The organism is Paenibacillus sp. P32E (genome assembly GCF_001909085.1).
Taxonomy (GTDB): Bacteria; Bacillota; Bacilli; order Paenibacillales; family Paenibacillaceae; genus Paenibacillus_AQ; species Paenibacillus_AQ helianthi.
In genome coordinates, this window is sequence record NZ_LVYY01000015.1 from 35,522 (window position 1) to 54,166 (window position 18,645).

Here is an 18,645-nt window from a genome sequence, read left to right on the forward strand (position 1 = left end):
TACATTATTTGGCATACCCCTTGGGCAGAAACGGCTGCACCGCCCGGGAGGGACAATGCAGCCGCTATATTCTTGGGGTTGCAGGAGAATCTGCATCCCCCTCTCCGAGGGGCCCCCGCTTCACCTGTCCTTCCCAACTTCCCCGGACCAGGAGATAAGCACAAGTGGAAAAAGTGAACTTAATACCGCCGAAAACAGCAAATGTGAAGGTTTAGGTGGAAAAAGGAAACTTAAAAATTCCATATCCCCCTCCACCGAGGGAAATGAGCTAGATTAGTTTTACTTTTTCCACTTAGTCTGCCGAGCGCAGGGTGCTCGGGCCAGTTAGTTTTACTTTTTCCACTTAGCCTGCCGAGCGCAGGGTGCTCGGGCCAACTAGTTTTACTTTTTCCACTTAGCCTGCCGAGCGCAGGGTGCTCAGGCCAGTTAGTTTTACTTTTTCCACTTAGCCTCCTGAGTGCAGGGTGCTCGGGCCAGTTAGTTTTACTTTTTCCACTTAGTCTGCCGAGCGCAGGGTGCTCGGGCCAGTTAGTTTTACTTTTTTCAACACTTTTCTATTCAGCATTCGATTGTCTGTAGGTGCTGGGGGAAATGCCGGTTAACCGCTTGAAGGCTCTACGGAAGGAATGTGAGCTGTTGTAGCCCACTCTTGCCGCAATCTCATCCACCGTATACCTGCTGTCCTTCAGCAGGAGCGCCGCCTGATCCATCCGGACCTTCACCAGATGATCGGAATAATTCACACCAGTCACCTCCTTGAACAGCTGGGAGATGTATTTTTCCGGCCGTTCCACATGCTCTGCCACCCGGTACAGGGTCAGCTCGGTGTCCGAATACATATCCTCGGTATACTGGTAGATCTGCTTGATGATCTGGGTATGCGCGTCCTTCTTTTTATTGGCGATGTACCCGCAGAGTCCCTCCATGACGGCATGGAATTCGGCCTGGATGTTATCCGCCGGCTCCGAGGAACTGATGTCGATGATCCGCTGCTTGACGCTTTCGAACAAAGGAGATTCCATGAAGATTTTTTGATCCAGCAGCTTCAAAAAGGTGCCCTTCATCTCCCCGATCAGCTGATGCTTCATCTCAATGGACAGCTCCCGGCCGCCAAGATTCTGCGCAAAGGTGGAATCCATAATGCGTTTGGCCTCAGCCAGCTCCCCGGCACGGATCGTACTGATCAGCCGCTGCTCCGTATCAAGCGGATAATAATAGGTCGTATTCTCGATTCTGGCCTCATGATTCCACGTCATGCCTTTCTTGTTCGTATACACGGCATATTCCAGCGCCTGCTTCGCTTGCTCAAACGACCCGCTGACCTCTGTTACTGAAGCGAAATAGCCTCCGAACCCGGACTGCACCGAAATCTTATATTCTTTCAGCACATATTGCGCCAAGTTCTCCATGATGTGTGTAATCGCTACCTCCTGGTCCGATGCAGATTCATCAGGGCCGGAGAAGAACAGGCCGACCATTTTGTCCGAGCCCATATCGGCCATAGGCAGCGGTCCGGTAAGCGAAGCGAGCGCCTGCTTCACCAGTAGGCGGGCGGCGTTCAGCTCATTGAGGATCTCCACGCTATCCATCCCGGCATAGCCGTTAATCTGGATCAGTCCGGCATAGCCGGTTCCCTGATTCAGCCCGATATCCGCCTGGGCGGCAGCAGATACAATCTCCTCCCGTGACTCAAATTCTCCGGCAACCAGCCGCTTAATAAAAGCATCCCTGACCAGAGGCAGCTGACGGTTAAGCTCGCTTTCGAGCAGCTTATTCTTGGTGATCATGTTGGCAATATTTCCGCTCAGGAAATCGAACTCACTCTGCTCCGCCGTCTCCTCCTTGCCGAACTGCTCTTTCATCACATTTAGCATCCGGTTGATCGGTGCACTGTTCCGGTAGGCGAGCACCAGGCCGGCCAGTAATCCGAGGAACAGAGCGCCTCCGGTAATCAGCCAGGACATATATTTGATTCTATTGGCATTCTCCAGCAGGATGCTTCGGGGAATACCTGCCTGGTATACCCAGCCGTTCGAATCCGAACGGGTTGAAATCACCAGATCATCCCGGTAAAACTGGCTGACCTTGCTGTTATCAAACGAGGAATCCGCATGAAGCCGGTTCACATACGCCTCATCTTTTCCTTGCAGCACAATGGTCTTCCCATCGGCATCGCTGATATGAACCCAGCCCCCGTAGCGTTCAGTCAGGCCAGACAACAGGCTGGCGATGATTTTCTCGTCGATCATCACGACCACAACGGCCGGAGAAGAATCATTGAAGCTGTCGAGCGGCAGTGACTGCATGTAGGTGATCACCGAGGTTTGTGCCCCTTTGCTGACAAAGGCGCTCAGCGGTTTGATCTCACTCCGGTGGGTTTTCTGCAGAACCTGCTTCTTCCAGTCCGCCAGCGGAAGTTCGTTGTAATGATATATCTCATAGTAATGCTCCGGACGGTAAGAAGAGCCGGGGGTCAGCACCAGATCGTAATTGGCCAGATAAATATAATAATCCTGCAGGAAATCATTCGTCTGGCCGAAGGTCAGCACATTGCGCATGGTCCTCCAGATTCCGTAGACATTGGTCCCCTCTCCCCGTTCATTCAACAGCACGTTCAGTTCGGGATTCACCGCGAGCTGTCGGGTCAGCCCCTCGACTTCAGCCATCCGGCGCTCAAGAATTTCCTGGCTTTTTTGCAGCTGGATCACACTGTTCTCAATGGAAATGGACTCTGTTACAGAGATCGATGTACGGTAAGACATGTAGCCGCCTATGCCCGGAATAATTAGAATAATGATGTAGGAGATCAGAAATCTGCGGAAAACCTTGGAGTATTTGAGCATGGTTGGATTCCCCTCTCAGTTGGTAGCGCTCACAGCATAAGCTTAAAACAAATTGCTTCACAGTCAAGCTTTTGTCTCCAGCGCCATTGGAAAAGACGGTCTAGATTGCAATACGACCGGGAGCATTCCCGGCAGCTAGAACGCCTTTACTCTCCATAAAAAGCTTATCTTTCTGGTCAGGCGGACACAGAATCCGCTGAATGCTCTATAGTCATCATCCTCGTCCTGTATAGGAAGAATGGAATAGGGCCTTCTAAATCCGCATCATCAGAAACATTTGCTGCACTACGGCCACGTATACAGGTTCTATACATAATCCGACTATTTTCATTGCCTGGGAAATGATGCACAGGCTGCAGCCGAATCGTTCGGATTTCTTCTCGATTGAAAAGGAGCCGTTGCCGGCTCCTGTGCTTTTTATCTGCTCCTCCTTAATCGCTCAGTTGTTCTCCGCCACCGTTCCTGTCCTTATATTCATGAGCAGTGGCAGCCTCGAGGATATCCTTGAATGCCCAGTGGGTGAGCGGAACATCGCTCCACGGGGAGGCTTCGGCACCGAAGAGCGGGCCTCTGCCGAGTGCCCTGTTCATCGCGGTCACCGCTTCGGCACGGGTCAGTGCCTTTCCGGGACGGAAGGTGCCGTCGGCATAGCCATTCAGTATGCCTGCTCCCTGGGCCTGAAGAATGGCTGACCGTGCCCAGTGACTGGCGGCAACATCTGTATATCCGCCTCCGGGGATGGGATTATTCTTGCTTAGCAGTGCAACAAGACTGGCCAATTCCGCCCGCGTGACCTGTTGATTCGGCTTAAAAGTGCCATCCGGGTAGCCTGTCATCAGTCCCATTTCTGCTGCGCCAGTTATTGCTTCGGCTGCCCAATATCCGGAAGGCACATCACTGAAGACTGCAGCCTTTCCTTGCTTCTCCCGTGCAGAAGCCTTAAATAGCAGTGCCGCCATTTCGGCACGGGTTATCTTGTGATCCGGTTTGAAGGAACCGTCCGGATACCCGCTCATATATGCCGCATGCTGTTTCACCGGCCCCTGGCTTACTTCCGGCGAAGCACTTGGAACAGGAGTGGCGGATGGAGACGCGGTCACTACCGGACCCGTAGTAACAGAGGGTCCTGAAGTTACCGGTGCCGGTGATGCGGTAGCGGAAGGTGATGGTGTTGACGTAGGTGCCGGTGTCGGTTGTTCGCCAGGTGTTGCCGGTTCACCGGCCTTGGTGCTGACGCTGTATTTCAGCTGATCGGCGAACATCAGCGCACCTGATTTCTTCACCACCTTCAGTACGTGAACGCTATCGGCCAGCTCTGCAAGGCTGAAGAGATTCTGCAGAATCTGCCGGTTGCTGCTGTAAGCGCTTGCGGTCTGAATCAGCTTACCGTCCACATAGATTTCCATGTCGCCCATATCCGGCCCCTTGGGTCCGGACAAGGAGATTCCAGTCCCGCTGAATGTATACTCAAAAGAATCACCGTCTGTCTCTGTAAAATGAATATCGTTCTGATAATCTCCGCCAAAGGCAAATGTCAGCGGAAGAGTACCCGCGGGCAACGCGGCGAGGTACGCCGCCTTGAGGGTTACAGTGTCTCCTGCAAGTGTATAATCCGTACCTTCCATCAGTTTATAAGTGCCCTGGCTGATGCCGCCGAACAGCTCCGGCTGACGGAGCAGTTTAACTTCGATATCTGCCGGGACTGCTTGGTCGAAGGCTGCTTCTACCGGATTGACCAGGTCGGGGATTTCCACCTTAAGCATATCCAGCAGCATGAAGCTGCCTGATTTTTTCACAGCCTTGAGGGTATGGAAGCCTTCAGGCAGACCAGCAATGCTATACAGATTCTGCTGGGCCTGGCGTCCGTTATGATAAGCGCTGACCGTTTGCTGGAACCTCCCATCCACATATATATCCATGTCGCCCTGTGAGGTATCCGTTTCTGTATAGAGCTGTATGCCAGTGCCTCTGAAGGTGTATTCGAAGGAATCCCCATCCTTCTCGGCATATTGCACATCATCCTTGTAGTCGCCCATTCCTCTCCCGGAACTGCGTGACCAGGTGCCATTGTAAGTGATCCCCGGATCGTCATTGTTGATCAGCGAATAGCGAACCGTAGCTGAGCCTGTAATGGTCACTGTCAGCACTTCGCTTGCGCCTCCGTCAAAGATGAACGAGAGCTCCGCCGCACCTGAAGGCAGATTGAAAAGATATTCCTTCTTGATCTTCACAACGCCTCCGGTGACGGAATAATCGCTTCCTTCCGTAAGTACAGCCCCGCCGTTCTTAATCTCCAGAAGGGAGTCACTGCCTGCAGGCAGTGTGACAGCTACATCAGCCTGTTTGTCAGGCGCCTTGTCGAAGCTTCCTGTGGCAGGGGCAATGAGCTGATTAACATTGATCTTCAGCGCATCCAGCAGCATGTATTGGCCTGAATCCTTAACCACCTTAAGCGTATGCTCACCGTCGGTAAGGCCGTTGGCACTGTAAACGGTCTGCTGTGCTTCCTTGGCTCCAGCGGTATAGGTGCTTACCGTTTGCGGACTCACGGCATCATCCAGATAGACCTGTACGTCCCCTTGCGAGGAATCCTTCTCGGTTAGCAGCTCAATACCTGTTCCCTTGAAGGTGTACTCGAAGAAATCACCGTCTGTCTCGGTATAATGTACATCTGCCCCGTAATCCCCGGCGGTTCTGCCGGACTGCGACGACCAGGCGCCGCTGTAAGTGATGCTGCTGTCGCTGTCGTTGATATAGACCGAACGGGTAACCGGGCTAGGAGAAGGATTGCCGCCCGGCTGTCCTCCTCCGGGAGCTGTAGCCGAATCCGTGATTTTCACAGTGATATCCTGTGAACCCGGGGTCTGCTCTTTGCCTCCGTTGCGCTGCCATGAGCCGGTATAACGGACGTTCGTATCGTCATCGTTGACGGTGGAGGTTCCGCTCTTGGCGGTTACCTTCAGCATCCGGGATGCATGCGGCTCCAGTACCCCGCCGCTGAAGCCCGTGTCAAAGGAACCCAGCTCACTATGACTCCAGAGATCGCGGACAGAGGCCGGTCCCTCAAGTCCAATGTCGCTCCATTTGACATCCACTGCAGCACTGCGGCTGCCGAGGTTGAACAAAGCAACATTATAGGTTCCATCCCCGTTGTTGGCATACCAGACCTGCTGCTGGGTATCCATAGACACCGGATGGGCGGGATGTCCGGCCTGATTGACGGCAATAACCTCGTTATTGGTTAGCAGCTGCATTCCATAATCGTCCAGCCGCGTCATATCATTTCCGATATAGAGCTGTGCCGCCGAGACCGCCCAGAAGGTCATGGCGGTCTGCCGCTCATCCTTCGTCAATCCGTCCATAGCACCGTTCCCGACATTCAGGGAATCGTAATCATTCCAGCCTCCGGGTCCGGCATCTCTCCACCAGATCGCGGCGTCCGGGAACAGTCTGGCAATGTTGGCCCACTGCGTCAAGCCGACATTACTGTCATAGGACTCCACATCCCACTGAATCCGCCAGCCGTTGGCATATTTTTTCCAGAAATCCACATAGTTATGGTCCAGCGCCCAGGATAGCTCGAACCAGATATTATGTCTGTCCAGAGCCTTGGACCAGGCCTCGACATCACCGCGTGCATCACGGCTGAGGTTGTTGATACCCGACCCCGGGGTTACACTGTCGAATTTTACAAAGTCGATGCCCCATTCCCCGAGAAGATCAGCTATGGAGTCGATGTACTTCTGGGCACAGGGATTTTGAAAATCGATTTTGTAGCTGTAGGAATCCCAGTAATCCATGATTTTCAGCGGCTGCAACGCAATGTCACGTACCCGGCACTCCCCGTTGGTTCCATAGATTTCAAGGTCCTTGTTATACGCGTCAATCGACAGGCCTGGAATCAAATAGATCCCGATCTTCTGCCCGTTGTTATGCACATAATCAATGACCTCCTGAAAACCGTGCGGATAACGCTCGGTGCTCGGCATAGGCCGGCCGTATTCATCCATGCTGCCATTCCAGCCCGCATCAATATTAATATATTCGTAACCGTAAGCTTGCAGCTTCTCGTGCATGGCGTCGGACTGCTTCTTGATACTCTCCGCCGATATCCAGTTGCCGGAGGGTTCATACACCTGCATACTGTAGCTGCTCCAGCCCATATATGGCTTCTTCGCCAGCGATTTGTCCGCCGCCTCCGCCACATTTCCTGTGGTTCCTGTCCATCCGGCCTGTACAGCCACCATCATAAACAGCAGCAGACTGACCCCGATCTTATTAGCCAAAGACTTCAAATTATCCCAGCTCCCCTCGCAGTTAATAAAGCGCTTTCCTTTTCGGACGGACCTGCCCGCATGTATATGCACCTTCAAATGATAGCGCTTTCTACACGAGTAGATCATAGGGGGCCGCCGCCCGTTTTGAATAGGTACAATTGCGGTGTTCGGCGTACAGCTCTCCCGGTTCAGAGGGGGCAAATCCCGGCAGAACAGCCAAATTCCCTTATCTCACAAAAAAACCCTGAGGGGATGACTCCCGCCCAAGGCTCAACATTTCCACAACCCACTTGTTTTGCACGATAAAATTCAGTAACCATTTAGTTGTACTATGCTTATCTCAGAGAGTAGAATTCATCCCGGAACGCTTGTCCTACTCCGGAATTTCTTCATGAATCGCAGCATTAAATTTCCGTAAAAGCTCGCCAAAAATCACACGTTCCCCATCGCTCCAGGCACTTAGCATTTTCCCTATGCTCTCTTGCCGTGCCTGTTTGTTCTCATTCAGCACCTCTTCACCCATATCCGTCATTTCAAGCGAATACGCGCGCCCGTCTACCGGGTCGGGGATACGCTTCACATACCCTTTCTGTTCCAGGGCAGCAGCCTGTCTGCTGACTGTGGAAATATCCAAATGGAATTCGTCGGACAGAGCCTTCACTCCGGCCGAGCCGTGGGAGGCAATTTGATGCAGCAGCAGATAAGCGGAGCGGTCCAGATTACCAATTTTTCTATAGGTGGTCATTGAAACGAGGCGCCGGACCAGAATGGCCATCTCCAGCTCTATCACATCAATTGAATGATCCATGATAATAGTGTCCTTTCTTGTAGAAAATGCGTAGTATGATCATTGACATTACCATTCTCACTTGTATAATACAAGTATATACTTTCATTATACAAGTTATTTTGCGGAATCGTAACCTGCGGAGGGAAATTATGAAAGCTCAAGAGTTTATGGTCAGACAAGTATACAAAGTCAAGGAAACCGATACGGTTCGCACCTTTATCGAACGATGCATTCAGTTCCGGATCAGCGGTATGCCGGTAGTAAATGAGAGAAATGAGATTGTCGCTTATTTAAGCGATGGGGACATCATGAGGTATATCGGCAAACATGAGGATCTTATCGTCGATTCTTTTTTTCAGATCAATGTATTTGTCGGGGATAATGAGGAGTTTGAGGAGCGGACCCGCAGACTGCTGAACCTGAATGTCATGGATATCGCCAAGAAGAAGGTGATCACCGTTCCCTGGGATGAAGATATTGAGAGAATCGCCACCATTCTAGGCAAAAAACAGATCAAAAAGGTCCCGGTGGAGCGAAACCGTGTGCTTGTGGGTATTATCAGCCGCGGCGATGTGATCCGTCATACCTTCAAAACCCTGCTCTAACCCGCCTTCAGGTATCTGATAGCCCATAGAAAAAGATGTGAAACAGCTCGTCCAATATGCTGCGGGTTAATTTGAAGGGCATTATGAATTACGCCATCGGCTCTGCCTTCTGCATGCTATTCATGATCTGTCTGTATCCCGGTCTGGCGACCGTACAGCAGCCATAGATTTTTCCGGCGGCGGAATCTGCCGCTGTAAGACGGGTGATTTTCAGCTCCTCCTTGTTCGTTATGAAAGTTGCGGACCCACCCTTTTTATGGCATTCTGTTAACAGGTTTAGTCGGGATTCCCCTCTCTACCTGATCGGGATACTTGCTAATAAGGAGAGACCTTTGTGCTGCCTATTCATGAACTTATTCCCAGTTCCAGAACCAAGGATATGTATTTGTCTGTCAGAAAAAAAGGGACCGTATCCAAACAAACACTGCTCGAGGAAAGCGGCTTGACCGTCAGTACCTTAACCCGTATCCTCGATGAACTGCTTGCCCAAAGCCTGCTCCTGGAGGTAGGCTACGGGGAATCGACCGGCGGCAGAAGGCCCACGCTCTATGAGACCAATCCTGCCTACGGCTATGTGTTCGGCCTGGAAATCTCCCGGACCCATTCGAGGCTGGTCCTTGCAGATCTGCATCTAACCCTGCTGGATGAATATACTTGGGCTATGGATGAGTATGCCACTCCGGAACGTCTGATGGATTCCGTGTATGCCCAGGTGCTGCGTATGCTGGAGCAGGCTTCCATTGACATCAGCCGGGTCATCGGACTTGGGATTGGGGCTGTTGGCCCCTTGGACCGTAAGGAAGGAACGATTCTGACACCCGCCGGCTTCGCCGCACCAGGCTGGTCGCAGGTGCGCATCAAAGAGCAGTTGGAACAGCGGCTCGAGGTGCCGGTGTGCCTGGATAACGGTGCCAACACCGCGCTGCTTGGCGAATACTGGGCCGGCGGCGACCGGCGGCAACATCAGCTGCTCTACCTGCATGCCGGCATCGGTCTGCGCTCCGCCATTATGAATGAAGGCCGGATTCTGTACGGTGTCATCGACACCGAAGGGGCTGTCGGGCAGATGATCATTGAGAGCACTGGTGTCGCCTCAAGCGTCCCGGGAGGCAATTACGGGGCATGGGAATCCTACGTTTCCATCCGCACTCTGGAAATGCAGGCCCGTGAGGAGTGGAACCGCGGTAGAGCCACCATCCTCCGAGAGCTTTCAGACCGCCCGGAGGATCTGGAATTCAGCCATTTAATTGAAGCCTTGCAGGCCGGGGATTCCGCAGTGAACAGAATCTTCGGGCAAGCGGCAGCCTATTGCGGCATTGGGCTGGCCAATCTGATTAATATTCTCCACCCTGAGGAGGTCATTCTGGGCGGTCCCTTATTCTCGGCTGCCGATGTTTTCTATCAGGAGGCCACAAGGACCGCCCTCGAAAAAACCTACTACCGCGAGCAGTACAAGGTCCGCTTCACCAAAGGCAGCCTAAGCGACAATGCGGTCGCGGCAGGTGCGGCTGCCCTGATCCTGAATCAGCTTACCTATTGAGAGGGTACACAAAAAAACAGCGGTAGCCTGGACGGAATTACAAAGTCCCAGACTGCCGCTATTGTATTGAACTATTGTCTCCGTCAGATCAAGCTAACCACTATCATGAATCTTACGTTTTCCGCCCGGCTTTAACATGTTTTAGCTGGGCAACAATAATGACGCTGATAATGACCAGAAGGAACCATGAACTGATCTTACTGAAGCTAACCAGATGCCAGGCCTCATGCTGGTTGGGATATTTCCATGCACTAAAAAATGTGGCTATATTTTCAGCTAACCAGATAAAAAAACCTACAAGGAAAAAGGCCAGGGTTAAGGGCATCCGATAAGTAATGTTCTGTACCCGGTAGATGATCCATGTTCTCCAGAAGACAACAAGCACAAGCGCCGTCAGCCACCAGCGAAAATCCGGAAGAAAATGATGTGTGAAAAAATTCAGATAGATGGCTCCCCCCAATAGCCCCGCAAAGGCAAGCCCCGGCCAGCCGGTCATATCCATCCTCAGTCTGCGCCATACCTGACACATATAGCTTGCTACACTGGCATACATAAATCCGCTATAGAGCGGTACACCGAATAGCTTCGTAAATCCAGGTTCAGGGTATGACCACGATCCCATCCTTACCTTATACATTTCCAGCATTAATCCAATAATATGAAATATACAGATTACTTTAATCTCATCGAGCGTCTCGAGTCCACTGCGGTACATAAGGAACTGCACGGCAAGAAGTATAAGTAGAACGGCATCATAACGGTAAATGAAGGGCAGCTTGACTACGCTGGAAAGAGCCAGGGTTCCAAAGATCGCAACCGGAAAGATACAGCTCATCGCCTGATGATAGCCAAAATGTAGTAGTTGTATGATTGATTTCAATAATGGTATCTCCTCTAATGTGCGTCACTTTTGTTGAAGAACAGCAGCATGATCAATTTGAATTTAACACATAATTTATCGTTTAACAATATATTTTAATTGATAAACGATATTTTATTACTGTTTTATACATTCCAATAGTCTGATCTGATCCTCTCATACCCTTGATCATCCCATAATTCCGTTTGCGTAATGTGTCATATACATTTTACAGAAAAGGTAAATAAAATATCACGTTCCCTGCTATTTCCTTTTTATGCTCAACGCACTAATTGAACCGAACACCCAAATGAATGCAATCAAATATATTATTTTTGCTTCGACTCCCTTAAGGTATCTCATTTCTCAGATTATGCCACAATTTACTCCTTTTTCTCAATTACAAATTTAGACTATAGCCGTGTTCCCACAGATAACGAAAAGCCCGTTTGGAGCCGAAAATATCACGGCATGCCAACGGGCTGTATTTTTTAGATCAAGAAATGAACTGCTGCTTGCCACCTGTGCCGCCTCTTGGACAGAATAGCTTAACCTTATCCCATAATTGTTCTCTCTTCGAGACCAGCACTCAGATCTCAATGCTTCTCCGCTGTATGCCTGCTGCGATCCCGCCCACCTGAACCCGGGTAATCTCTCCGCCATGGTTCAGGCTTATTCCAGCCTTAATCTCGGAAGGACAGCTCATCGAATATCCTTGCCTGAACACTACATGCTGAGCCTGCTGAATGGACAGCTGCCCGTATTTGTACAAATAACTAAGTAACGCGCCGCTTGCGGTCCCTGTTGCGCTCTCCTCGGGAATGTCATACAGCGGCGCAAAGTTCCGGCATTCGGCTGCGGCATCATCCGGGGTATCGAGTGTGAACAGGTGGTAGCCGATGACGTTATATTTCTCGCTGACCACTGTTATTGCGGCAAAATCAGGTTGTATCCTGGCTAACAGCTCACGGGTACTGACCGGAATCAGAATATCCCGCAGCCCCGTGGACACAATCTGAATGGGCAGTTCCCCAGCCAATTCCTCTGCGCCGATTCTAAGCGATGCTGCAATTTCTTCTCTTGGCAAGGTTTCATAGAACTGTGGCAGCGCCTGCGACAAATAGACATCCCCATCATGGCTGATGCTGACCTCCAATAATCCGGCTTTGGTCTCCAGGGTATAGGTGGCATACGTAGCCAGGTTCAAGGAATACATCAGATAAAAAGCAGCAACCGTCGCATGCCCGCATAAATCCACCTCGCTGGCCGGAGTGAAATAACGGACCTTAAAGTCGGCAATCGCCGATTTTTCCACAAAAGCCGTCTCCGAAAAGCCAACCTCCTTCGCCGTACGCTGCATTTCCGCTGTATTCAGGGAGCCTGCATCCAGCACTATCCCGGCGGGGTTTCCACCGCTTCCGTCTTTGGCAAAAGCATTTAAAGTGTACACTTCCACATTCATCCCGGCCATCCTCTCCATATCTTTTTCTAGTCGTATAACCTGCGGCTTGTCCTAGAATGAAGATTATAGTTCATTAAGAGAACGGGGACAATATGCGAAAAAACACAATACCCCAAAATTGCAGAGTCAATTTCCCGGCGAATATGTGCTGCTCTTAGGTTTGCCGCTGGCTTCTGAAGTTCAATATGCCTTGTTCATGTAACCACTTGGTTGTCTGTGCTAAGCCTGCTCTACATGAATAAGCGGAGTTGCCGCCAGTCCAAACTTTACAAACGCGTACCGCGCCTGATACACATGCGTATCCTTATCCAGGTCCTTGTCTGTCCAGCCCGGCTTATCCTTATAGCTGTCCGGCCCGACCTTGTAGACTTCACCTTTGATATGATGATGTGGTCCCAGCAGGTTGCGGCAGCTGCTCGTCAGCTCCACTTCGATGACATTGCACCCGCTATGCAAAGAGGACGAAACCTCTGCGTGGTACGGCTCCCACAAAAAGGTGCGTACCTCGGCCCCGTTAATGAACAGCTTTGTTACTATTGCATCAGGTGGGGCCTGAAAGAAGCATTTCACAGCAGTTGCTTGCGGTGCATCGACGGTCAGGCTCTGACGCAAGCGCATATTGCCGGAGAAGAAAGGAAACCCTTGCCGGGTTAAATCCCCTGTCTGCACCTGCCGTGGCGGCTCCGTCAAACGGAAGGGGCCATCCGTGAATACCGCTCTGCGTTCTCCGTCCGTGTACCCCGAACCCGAGTGTACTCCAAAATCGCCAAGCAGATAGATACTCTCCAGCTCCTGATCGATCGTAAGCTTGTTGCCTTCCGCTTCGAATGCCTTAGCCCGGGCCAGTCGTTCCGAGATTTCCTGTGAGCCAAGGAACTCCATTCTCAGAACTAACGTATTCCGGCCGGATACTGCGAGGCCGCTGATATCTAGGGTCTTGAACGAGATATCCCGCCACCAGCCGCCGCTGACCGCCTCTACCTTAACCCCGTTCAGTTCGATCTCCAGCTCCTCCGGCCGTTCCAGTACAAGAAACAGCTCACGATGTCTGGCCGTGTTGAAATCGATGTGAAATTCAAATTCCAGTTCCACCGCGACCGGCCGTCCGTAACCCAGCAGCTCCTCCTGGATAAAAATCACCGGCTGCGGCTGTGACCATTCCCCTCCATCCACACGAAGGCGTGCGTTGTCCAGCGTCAGACTGTTGAGATCGGAGTGCACCAATTCCCAATCTGTTGCCAGCTTCACCGCCATGGTCGCCCGGTTATCCACATTCTCCCCTGGCACCACAGGTTCGGTCGCCTTACCGTCCCCTGTTAATGATGGTGAATTCGGAAGCGGATCAAGCTTCAGCATATAGGACTGGCCGGGATGCAGCGGAAGCCGCAGGCGCACGCCCAACCCCAGCAGTTCCCGCTCCATCTGCTCCAGCTCCAGCGGACGGATATCTCCGGTTTCTAGATCAATAAGCGAAACTGTGCCCTCACGGGCCAGCTGTATATTCAGCAGCGGGTAGAACTCCGTGCCGGAATTCACCACATAATACAGCGTTGAGCCCGCAAGCTCCAGGGTCCGTACATTGATCGTATCCGCAGCGACAGATTCTCCGTCTTCACCGCTGATTCGGATGAACGGCTTGCTGGCCGCGGACACCGCCCGGCACAACGCCTCGCGGCTCCATTCCGTCAGAACAGCAGCCTGCATGAAGCGTGCGAATTCAACATCCTCCTTACCGTCAACCCGCGCCGGACAAGGGTCAAGAGCCATCAGCTTCCCCCCCTGCGCAACGAACTTCCGCAGAAGCTGCGCTGTCTGCCTGTCGACGGTCACACTAGGCGGTACAATAACTACACGGTACGCCGCTTCGCCGACGATGAAGCGGCCGCCGCTGACCCTGCCATGTCCGGCGATAATGCCCTCGCTGCCATAGTCATGCTCAATCAGGCTTTGGCACAGCCATCTCGTGAGCTGGGCAAAAGCTTCATGATAAGGCACCACAGCGGAATGATCCCCGCCGCGCTGTAGCGTCCATGCTGTACGCACCGGATGCAGCAACAGAACCTCCGCCTGGGCCGAGCCTTCGGAGAGGAGCAGGGACAGCCTGGCGAAATAGTCATTGAAGCCTTTATAGTCGCCCCACCACGGCTGCTGATAAAACAGGGATGGCGGGTAATCCCGTTTGCGCAATCCCCTCAAAGAGTACCCCTGCAAATGCTGGCACATCAGATTAATGCCATGTACGAACTGCCATTCGCCGATTCGTTTAAGGTCAGCGAAGCTGACGTTCCAGCCGGAGCAGCCAAAGCTCTCGGTTATTGTCCGCTTCTTGCCGAGCTGGCGGGCCACCGAGCTAACCTGCTTCGGCACCAGCGCATCGCTCCCCACAAACCTGCCCAGCCAGTCGCAGCCGGGAATCTGCAAGTGTTCATAGAAGGCCATCGGGTCACCAACAGAGGTCACTTGATGCATTAGCTCCTGCTCATCGACGACATGCCCGGTCGCCGACCAGCCCTTGCCTGCGCACCAGTCTCCGATTTGCTTGGCATATGCCTGCGTGAACATGAAGGTTACGGTCTCCCAGTAAGCATATCGGGCCTCGCTGCAGCCTTCGGTATCCAGGAAGAGCGCTGGCAGAACCGCCCTCACATCGCCTCCATGCCTTGAATTGAACATCTCCCCCAGCTCAAAAGACCAGGGAAGCCTGCCGCGCCCGAACTGCGGCTCATCCGTGAATACACCGCTCAGCTCCGCACCGAAGGCTTCACCGAATTGCTCCCAGTAACGCTCGTAGGTGGTATCGATAAATTCTTTTACTGCCATCGGACTGAGCGTATCTATATAGTAGGAATTTACTTCATAGCTGATTCTCAAGGAGGCACCGGCTTCTTCGCCCGGAAGCAGCAATTGGTAGCTCTGTCCGTCCGCTGCGGCGGCATACCAGCCAATTGTCCGTTCCAGTTCCGGCGCATCCTGAAATGGAGCCTGTTCACACAGCAGTTGCTTCTGCTGATAGGCCAGTCCTTTGGCGGGCACCTTCCCGTCTCCAAAGCCGCTGGGCCAGCCGTTTTCATCATAGAACCAGGCGTTCATCCCGAGCTCGCGGCTTTTCTCAATCGAAATGCGGATGGCCTCCATCCATTCTTCGCCCATGTATGGCGTCTGCAGCCCGCCCCGGGCATGCATGAAGAAGCCGCCAATCCCCGCCCGGTGCATCTCTTCAATCTGCCGCTCCAGCTCCCCCTTCTCCAGCCGGTCATTCCAGGACCAGAGCGGAACGGAGCGGTATGCGTTAGGCGGGTTCTTCAGGTCATCCCGCAAGTTCATCATTTGTTCATCTCCCCGTTCGCCATCCGGTTTATCATTGTTGTTCATCAGCCTTTCAGGCACAGAGAGATCAGGTCATCTACATGTGCAGTCGCGAGGCATTCGATCGTATCGGCGGAGCCGTAGTAGATTTTGACCTCACCGTTATCCTCCAGAATCATCCCTCCCGGAAAAATAACATTGTTGCGGAAGCCGCCGTCAACCTCATAGCGGGTCTCCGGGGCAAGCAGCGGCTGCTTGGACATGCCGATAATTTTCTTCGGATTCTCCAGATCCAGCAGCATGATGCCTGCGGTGTACCGTTTCTTCCAGGCAGGCTCCCAGCCGTGTTTGCCGCGTGCCGGGTCAATATCCACCGCATGGAAGGTTGTCAGCCAGCCCCTGTCCGTCTTTACCGGAGGTGCGGCAGGTCCAACCTTGTCATTGGCGAAAGGAACATGCTCCACAGCGAACAGCAGGTCGGAATTGCCCCAATATTTCATATCCGGGGATTCCGAAATCCAGGTATCAAAGCGGTCCTTGCCGCCACGGCTGTACACAGTAAACGGACGCTCCAGGCGGACGTAATTGCCGCCTATTTTCTCCGGGAACAGCACCATGTTGCGCAGATCGGGCGAAGACAGGCTGAGGATCTCAAATTCTTCAAAATCATCCGTCACTGCGATCCCGCCCCGGATGCCATGCTTGGTATCGACCGCAAAGCACATATAGCAGCGCTCCCCGATCACCGTCAGACGCGGGTCGTAAGCGCGGATGATCTCTTCGTCATGCAGCTTGAAGCATTTCTTGGGACTGGCCTCCCAGTGGAAGCCGTCATCACTGAAAGCAATCCCCAGGTCGGTCGTGTGATGCGGCTCAATCGTCTGCTCCGTAAGCGAGCCATAGTCATTGCGGAACACCATCACATATTTGCCTTTGAACTTGGTGACGCCTGCATTGAACACAAGCGCTGTCCTATAGGGAACCATAGACGCATCCAGCACCGGATTGCCGGGATAGCGGTGAATCAGCGGACTGGATGTAAGAATTGCGGGAACCTGAACGGTCATGTTGTAAACCTCCTGATTATTGCTTGTAGTCTTAAAAACAGCCTAAAGTAATAGTATTATCTACGTTGTTATAAGCAGTATATTCCATAGGGAGAGGAGATCGTAATGGCTCAGCCTACCCCTTCAGGGAACCAGCCGTCATCTGCATAAAAGATTTATTGGCAAAGACATACGCTACGAGAATCGGCATAATCGACAGGCAGGCACCAGCCATCATGTAATGAGTCTGCGAGGCGGCGGAAATGCCATACTTCAGATTCGCCAGGCCTACAGTGAGCGTCTGCAGCTCCGGCTTCGTCATGGTGAACACGAGCGGCAGCAGATATTCATTCCATGCCCCGCGGAAGGTAAAGAGTGCGCCTACCCCCAGTCCAGGACCGAGCAGTGGAAGGATAATAGTCCAAAAAGTGCGGCCGAGTGAGCTTCCGTCAATCCGTGCAGCTTCATCCAGCTCACGCGGAATGCCTTTCATGAAGCTGAGCAGGATAAAAAAGATCGAAGCATGCGCGGAGATCAAAATCAGAATGACCCCCCACAGCGAGCTGTGCAGGTGCAGCCTGACCATCAGGTCGAACTGCGGACGCAGCACCACCGCCCCTACGGCGACAAACATTGTGAATGACTGCATGCCGATATAAATTTTTTTGCCGAAAAAATCCATCCGGTCTACTACATAGGCAGCCATAGAGGCTACCAACAGTGTACCGGCGACCGTGGAGAGCGACACGATTAGACTGTTGACCGTATACGTCGAGAAGTGGGCTTTGTCCCAGGCATCCGCGTAGTTGGAAAAATGCCATTTGCTTGGCAGGAAGGTTGCGCCTGTAGTCAGCTCAACGTTTGTTTTGAACGAGCCGAGGATAGTAATCACCACAGGAATCAAGGTTACAAAGGCGAGTACCAGCAAAAAGATCCATAAAACCGTCTTTCCCGTTATCTCTTTTGTTCTCATCTCACATCTCTCCTCAATCAATCCGATTCATTCGTCTGGAGGCATAGAAGTAAATCACGGAAATCATCCCCACAATAAGCGCAGAAACAAATGCGACCGCACTTCCATATCCAAACTCCTGCACCTGGGTTGAGGCTGAGCTGCCCCCGACCGGAAAGAACAGCTTATACAGGTAAAGGAACATGACTTCCGTTTTGCCCGCAGGGCCGCCTTCGGTAAGCACCATTATGCTCTCATAGCCCTTCAGCGCATTGATGATCGCCAGCATAATGACCATCTGCAGCACGGGTCCCAGCATCGGCAGGGTGATGAAGCGGAACTGCTGTATTTTATTAGCTCCATCCAAGGAAGAGCTCTCGTAAACATCCTCGGGAATATTCTGAAGTCCGGCCAGGAACAGCAGCATATAGTTGCCGACCGCACCCCACACCGCCACCAGAATGACCGTAAGCATGGCATGTTTCGGACCCAGCCAGTCAATGCCGGAGGATGAAATGTTAAATTTGATCAGGAACTGGTTCAGAATTCCGTTGTACGAATTAAAGATTGTAAAAAAGACCACAGCCATAACGGCCGTACTGATTACTGTTGGCATAAAAAAAACGGCCCGCAGTAGCTGTCTCCCTCTGATTTTACGGTTCAGAATCGCCGCCAGGAGCAGGGACAGCGGGATCGAGAGCAGCAGCTTGCCTCCCGCATAGACAAAGGTATTAACGACAGAATCCCAAAACTCTGCATCACGCAGAATCCGGCTAAAATTATCGAGGCCGATGAACCGGGCAGTTCCATAGCCCTTGTAATTGTAGAACATATAGCGGAATGCCCAGGCAATCGGGTAAATTCCCAGCACAAGCGTGAGCAGCGCGCTTGGCAGCAGAAAGCTGTAGGCAAAGGTGGCATTCTTGGTTCTGTTCATGGGTTCCTCCAGGCTCCTTTCCTGTCTT

11 protein-coding genes are annotated in these 18,645 nt (G+C 52.3%); 2 read left to right on the forward strand and 9 right to left on the reverse strand.

Annotated features, from left to right (window positions below; translation table 11 throughout):
- Window positions 1-554: 554 nt before the first annotated feature.
- From A3848_RS15970 to A3848_RS15980, 3 genes are all read right to left on the reverse strand, one after another.
- The gene (locus tag A3848_RS15970) at window positions 555-2,843 is read right to left on the reverse strand and encodes a helix-turn-helix domain-containing protein (RefSeq protein WP_074085923.1); all 2,289 of its coding nucleotides are present in this window, start codon (window positions 2,841-2,843) and stop codon (window positions 555-557) included.
- Window positions 2,844-3,274: 431 nt separating this feature from the next.
- Window positions 3,275-7,138: an S-layer homology domain-containing protein gene (locus tag A3848_RS15975; RefSeq protein ID WP_074085924.1), complete on the reverse strand. Its 3,864-nt coding sequence runs from the start codon at window positions 7,136-7,138 to the stop codon at window positions 3,275-3,277.
- Between the two features lie 355 nt (window positions 7,139-7,493).
- On the reverse strand, window positions 7,494-7,928 hold the full coding sequence (locus A3848_RS15980) for a MarR family winged helix-turn-helix transcriptional regulator (RefSeq protein WP_305953364.1): 435 nt from the start codon (window positions 7,926-7,928) through the stop codon (window positions 7,494-7,496).
- A gap of 131 nt (window positions 7,929-8,059) precedes the next feature.
- Here A3848_RS15980 and A3848_RS15985 point away from each other — a divergent pair, with 131 nt between their 5' ends.
- Window positions 8,060-8,515, forward strand: coding sequence for a CBS domain-containing protein (locus A3848_RS15985; protein ID WP_074085926.1), 456 nt, complete (start codon window positions 8,060-8,062; stop codon window positions 8,513-8,515).
- 334 nt (window positions 8,516-8,849) lie between these two features.
- Entirely contained in the window at window positions 8,850-10,055 is a 1,206-nt protein-coding gene (locus A3848_RS15990; protein ID WP_256701436.1) for an ROK family protein, read from the forward strand.
- A 112-nt stretch (window positions 10,056-10,167) separates the two neighbouring features.
- Here the strand turns inward: A3848_RS15990 and A3848_RS15995 are convergent, their stop codons facing one another.
- The 6 genes from A3848_RS15995 to A3848_RS16020 form a co-directional block, all read right to left on the reverse strand.
- On the reverse strand, window positions 10,168-10,935 hold the full coding sequence (locus A3848_RS15995; protein WP_074085927.1) for a DUF817 domain-containing protein: 768 nt from the start codon (window positions 10,933-10,935) through the stop codon (window positions 10,168-10,170).
- Window positions 10,936-11,503: 568 nt separating this feature from the next.
- Window positions 11,504-12,376: a PhzF family phenazine biosynthesis protein gene (locus A3848_RS16000; protein WP_074085928.1), complete on the reverse strand. Its 873-nt coding sequence runs from the start codon at window positions 12,374-12,376 to the stop codon at window positions 11,504-11,506.
- A gap of 219 nt (window positions 12,377-12,595) precedes the next feature.
- The gene (locus A3848_RS16005) at window positions 12,596-15,748 is read right to left on the reverse strand and encodes a glycosyl hydrolase (protein ID WP_083612188.1); all 3,153 of its coding nucleotides are present in this window, start codon (window positions 15,746-15,748) and stop codon (window positions 12,596-12,598) included.
- Entirely contained in the window at window positions 15,748-16,749 is a 1,002-nt protein-coding gene (locus tag A3848_RS16010) for a glycoside hydrolase family 130 protein (protein WP_074085930.1), read from the reverse strand. Before A3848_RS16010 ends, A3848_RS16005 begins: the two co-directional genes overlap by 1 nt.
- Before the next feature lie 115 nt (window positions 16,750-16,864).
- The gene (locus tag A3848_RS16015; protein WP_074085931.1) at window positions 16,865-17,701 is read right to left on the reverse strand and encodes a carbohydrate ABC transporter permease; all 837 of its coding nucleotides are present in this window, start codon (window positions 17,699-17,701) and stop codon (window positions 16,865-16,867) included.
- Between the two features lie 13 nt (window positions 17,702-17,714).
- Complete coding sequence (locus A3848_RS16020; protein ID WP_074085932.1) at window positions 17,715-18,617, reverse strand: carbohydrate ABC transporter permease; 903 nt, start codon at window positions 18,615-18,617, stop codon at window positions 17,715-17,717.
- Window positions 18,618-18,645 lie beyond the last annotated feature (28 nt).

What these genes read in the sequence shown, in the direction of transcription:
- A3848_RS15970 (WP_074085923.1), bottom strand. Translation starts at nt 2,843, where the DNA reads ATGCTCAAATACTCCAAGGTTTTCCGCAGATTTCTGATCTCCTACATC.
- A3848_RS16020 (WP_074085932.1), bottom strand. Translation starts at nt 18,617, where the DNA reads ATGAACAGAACCAAGAATGCCACCTTTGCCTACAGCTTTCTGCTGCCA.
- A3848_RS16000 (WP_074085928.1), bottom strand. Translation starts at nt 12,376, where the DNA reads ATGAATGTGGAAGTGTACACTTTAAATGCTTTTGCCAAAGACGGAAGC.
- A3848_RS15985 (WP_074085926.1), top strand. Translation starts at nt 8,060, where the DNA reads ATGAAAGCTCAAGAGTTTATGGTCAGACAAGTATACAAAGTCAAGGAA.
- A3848_RS16010 (WP_074085930.1), bottom strand. Translation starts at nt 16,749, where the DNA reads ATGACCGTTCAGGTTCCCGCAATTCTTACATCCAGTCCGCTGATTCAC.
- A3848_RS16015 (WP_074085931.1), bottom strand. Translation starts at nt 17,701, where the DNA reads ATGAGAACAAAAGAGATAACGGGAAAGACGGTTTTATGGATCTTTTTG.
- A3848_RS16005 (WP_083612188.1), bottom strand. Translation starts at nt 15,748, where the DNA reads ATGAACAACAATGATAAACCGGATGGCGAACGGGGAGATGAACAAATG.
- A3848_RS15980 (WP_305953364.1), bottom strand. Translation starts at nt 7,928, where the DNA reads ATGGATCATTCAATTGATGTGATAGAGCTGGAGATGGCCATTCTGGTC.